Raw genomic sequence first — 294 nt, 5'->3', positions numbered from 1 at the left:
GGCCTGGCGCGAGCGGATCACCGACGCCGTGACGCCGTTCGCCCGGTTGTCGACGCCGTCCGGCGACTGGGACACGTCGCCGATCCGCGTCAGGTTCATGCATGCCGGGATCCGCCATCCGAAGGCGCCGCATTTGTTCTTCGGCCTGAAGACGCTGCTGCCGGCGCTGGCCGGCGCGCCCACGTACCTGGCCCTGCGCGTGTCGCACGAGGCGACGGGCATGACCCTGCTGCTGTGGGTCGCCGCCGCGGCGACGGCCGGCTGCTACCTGCCGGACATCGCGCTGGCGCTGGC

The 294-nt window shown here is 73.1% G+C and carries 1 pseudogene; it reads left to right on the top strand.

Going from position 1 to position 294, the window contains the following annotated elements:
• Window positions 1–97: 97 nt before the first annotated feature.
• Window positions 98–294, top strand: a pseudogene (locus ACEN88_RS35185) (type II secretion system F family protein); the annotation flags it as partial.

This window comes from Massilia sp. CT11-108 (assembly GCF_047302915.1).
Taxonomy (GTDB): domain Bacteria; phylum Pseudomonadota; class Gammaproteobacteria; order Burkholderiales; family Burkholderiaceae_D; genus Telluria; species Telluria orientalis.
This window is presented reverse-complemented; position numbering and strand designations above follow the sequence as displayed.